Origin of the sequence: Micromonospora sp. NPDC023888, from assembly GCF_040639415.1 — a bacterium.
Classification (GTDB): Bacteria; Actinomycetota; Actinomycetes; order Mycobacteriales; family Micromonosporaceae; genus Micromonospora.
This window is the reverse complement of sequence record NZ_JBEZZW010000083.1, coordinates 1-4005: the sequence shown is the minus strand read 5'-3', so window position 1 is coordinate 4005 and position 4005 is coordinate 1. Positions and strand designations below refer to the sequence as shown.

Below are 4005 nucleotides of genomic sequence, written 5' to 3'. Positions count from 1 at the left end.
GTCAACTCCGACGACGTGTCGACAAGCGCCTCCCGGGCCCGGACGAGAAGTCGTTGACCCGCCGCCGGGTCACCGGAGTCGCGGCGGCGCTGTCTGACTGCCCCCCCGCTCGCGAAGATGTCTCGGTTGACCTATGTTCATGGGGTCGCTCGCGTGGGAGGGGGTGTCGGGGCATGGGTCTGCGTACCTTCATTGAGGGTTGGCCGGTGTACCGGCAGCTCACCGGCACCGATCCGCTGGGTCGGGGTGCCGCGGCGAAATCCGACGGGTCCCGGGCGCTCACGGCCCGCACCGATGCCGCCGACTCGATGGCCCGGTCGGTCTGTCCGTACTGTGCTGTCGGTTGTGGTCAGCGGGTCTACGTCAAGGACGGGCAGGTCACCCAGATCGAGGGCGACCCGGACAGCCCGATCTCGCGGGGTCGGCTCTGCCCGAAGGGTTCGGCGAGTAAGAGTCTGGTGACCAGTCCGCTGCGGCAGACGACGGTCCGGTACCGCCGTCCGTACTCGACGCAGTGGGAGGATCTGGACCTCGACACCGCGCTGGACATGATCGCCGACCGGATGCTCGCGGCCCGTGAGCAGACCTGGGAGGACGTCGACACGCAGGGCCGCCCGCTCAACCGGACGCTGGGTTTCTCCAGTCTGGGTGGGGCGACGCTGGACAACGAGGAGAACTACCTCATCAAGAAGTTGTTCACCGCGATGGGGGCGCTCCAGATCGAGAACCAGGCCCGTATTTGACACTCCGCCACCGTCCCCGGTCTGGGGGCCAGCTTCGGTCGTGGCGGTGCGACGGATTTCCAGCAGGACATCGCCAACGCTGACGTGATCGTCATCCAGGGTTCGAACATGGCTGAGGCGCACCCGGTGGGTTTCCAGTGGGTGATGGAGGCCAAGCGTCGTGGCGCGAAGGTGTTCCACGTCGACCCACGGTTCACCCGGACGAGCGCGGTGGCGGACTCGTACCTGCCGATCCGGGCCGGCACCGACATCGCCCTGCTGGGTGGCGTGGTGCGGTACATCCTGGACAACGAGCTGGACTTCCGCGAGTACGTGCTGTCGTACACGAATGCGGCGACGATCGTCAGTGAGGAGTTCGTCGACACCGAGGACGGCGACGGTTTCTTCTCCGGGTTCGATCCGGAGACCGGCAGCTACGTGCAGGACAGCTGGCAGTACGCGGGGCACGAGGGTTCGTCCGGCAGTGGGCACACCGCCCAGGAGCGGGACAGCGCGGCGGGGCTGACGCACGAGTCGCACGGCGCGCGGGTGAGTGGGCAGACCGAGCGGGACGAGTCGTTGCAGCACCCGCGCTGCGTCTACCAGATCCTCAAGCGACACTTCGCCCGCTACACCCCGGAGATGGTGGAACGGGTCTGCGGGATTCCCCGTGAGCAGTTCCTGGAGTTGGCCGAGGCGTGGACGCGGAACTCCGGCCGGGAGCGCACCGGCATGCTGATCTACTCGGTGGGGTGGACGCAGCACAGCGTGGGTGTGCAGTACATCCGTACCGGCGCGATCATCCAGTTGCTGCTCGGCAACATGGGTCGCCCGGGCGGTGGGGTGATGGCTCTGCGGGGGCACGCGAGCATCCAGGGCTCGACGGACATTCCGACGCTGTTCAACCTGTTGCCCGGCTATCTGCCGATGCCGCACCACGCGGAGCACCCGAGCTTCGACGAGTGGGTGGACAGCATCCGGCATCCGGGTCAGAAGGGGTTCTGGGGCAACGCGCGGTCGTTCGCGGCGAGCCTGCTCAAGGCGTACTGGGGTGACGCGGCGACGCCGGAGAACGACTTCTGTTACGGCTACCTACCTCGGTTGACCGGTGATCACGGCACCTACCAGCAGGTCCTCAACATGATCGACGGGAAGATCAAGGGGTACTTCCTGCTGGGTCAAAATCCGGCTGTCGGTTCGGCGCACGGCCGGGCGCAGCGCCTCGGCATGGCCAACCTGGACTGGTTGGTGGTCCGGGACCTGTTCATGATCGAGAGTGCCACGTTCTGGCAGAACGGCCCCGAGGTGGCCACCGGGGAGATCGTGCCCGAGGAGTGCCGCACGGAGGTGTTCTTCCTGCCCGCCGCCTCGCACGTGGAGAAGGAGGGCACGTTCACCCAGACGCAGCGGCTGTTGCAGTGGCGGGAGAAGGCCGTCGAGCCGCCGGGCGACGCCCGCTCCGAGCTGTGGTTCTTCTACCACCTGGGGCGCAAGGTGCGGGAGAAGCTGGCCGGCTCGGAGCTGCCGCGCGACCGGGCGCTGCTCGACCTCACCTGGGACTACCCCACGCACGGTCCGCACGCGGAGCCGAGCGCCGAGTCGGTGCTGCGGGAGATCAACGGGTACGACGTGACGACCGGCCGCCCGCTGTCCGGCTTCGCCGAGGCCCGCGCGGACGGTTCCACAGCGATCGGCTGTTGGATCTACACCGGGGTGTACGCCGACGGTGTCAACCAGGCGGCGCGACGCAAGTCCCGACACGAGCAGGACTGGGTGGCCGCCGAGTGGGGGTGGGCGTGGCCGGCGAACCGGCGGATCCTCTACAACCGTGCGTCGGCCGACCCGGACGGCAACCCGTGGAGTGAGCGCAAACGCTACGTCTGGTGGGACGCGGAGAAGGGCGAGTGGACCGGCTACGACGTGCCGGACTTCGAGAAGACCAAACCGCCGTCGTACCGGCCGCCGCCCGGCGCGTCCGGGACGGAGGGCATCGCCGGTGACGACCCGTTCGTCATGCAGGGCGACGGCAAGGGTTGGCTGTACGCACCCAGCGGTGTCCTGGACGGGCCGCTGCCCACGCACTACGAGCCGGTGGAGTCGCCGGTGCGCAACCCGCTCTACCGGCAGCAGGCCAACCCGACCCGCAAGATGTACGCGCATCCGGTGAACTCGGTGAACCCGAGCCCACCGGAGGAGCACAGTCAGGTGTTCCCGTACGTGTTCACGGTCAGCCGGCTCACCGAGCACCACACCGCCGGTGGGATGAGCCGGACGGTGCGCACGCTTGCCGAGCTGCAACCGGAGATGTTCGTCGAGGTGTCACCGGAGTTGGCCGGCGCGGCGGGGCTGACCCATCTCGGTTGGGCGCACCTGGTCAGCGGTCGTGCGGTGATCGAGGCGAAGGTGCTGGTGACCGACCGCCTCGCCCCGCTGCGGGTGGACGGTCGGATCATCCACCAGGTGTGGTTGCCGTACCACTTCGGTTTCGAGGGTCTGGTGACCGGTGACTCGGCAAACGACCTGTTCGGCATCAGCCTGGACCCGAACGTCCTGATCCAGGAGAGCAAGGTCGGCACCTGCGATGTCCGGCCGGGCCGGCGGCCCACCGGGCCGGCGCTGCTCGACCTGGTGGCCGACTACCAGCGGCGCGCCGGGATCAACCCGGGGCACAACGCCCCGGCGGTCACGGGGGAGGAGCGCGGTGATTCCTGACCCGAACAGCCTGTACGGCCCGCTGGATCCGGCACCCGAGGCCGGTTACGAGAACGCGCCGCCGCGGATGGGGTTCTTCACCGACACCAGCGTCTGTATCGGCTGCAAGGCCTGCGAGGTGGCCTGCAAGGAGTGGAACGGCGTCCCGGAGAGTGGGCTGGACCTGCTCGGCATGTCGTACGACAACACCGGCGCGTTGACGGCGAACTCGTGGCGGCACGTCGCGTTCATCGAGCAACCTCGGCCGGCCGGGCACCGGGCCCCGGCGTTCGCGGGTACGCCGACCGACGGTTCGGTAAGCGCGGCGTCGGCGGCCGTGGCGGCCGGCACCAGCGGGCACACCGGCACGGACCCGGGGGTGCCGCCCGGCACGCCGTCCGCCGCCGCGGGGATGGCCGCGGGCGGGCCCGCGGACGTGCTCGGCGCCCCGATCTCCGCCGATCCGATCGCCGCGGCCCAGGGTGGCGCGGGTCCGCAGTTCCTGGGGATGCCGGGGGCGCAGCCGCCGGGGCGGGGAACGGGTGTGGAGGGGCGTTCGGATTTTCGGTGGTTGATGATGTCGGATGTCTGT

At 69.2% G+C, this 4005-nt stretch carries 1 protein-coding gene and 1 pseudogene; both read left to right on the top strand.

The genetic code is table 11. The features are described from left to right. Positions 1 to 173 precede the first annotated feature (173 nt). Positions 174 to 3434: a formate dehydrogenase gene (gene fdh / locus AB0F61_RS34040; protein ID WP_357818478.1), complete on the top strand. Its 3261-nt coding sequence runs from the start codon at positions 174 to 176 to the stop codon at positions 3432 to 3434. Then, positions 3427 to 4005: pseudogene (locus tag AB0F61_RS34035) on the top strand (4Fe-4S ferredoxin); the annotation flags it as partial. The gene fdh and the pseudogene AB0F61_RS34035, both read left to right, overlap by 8 nt.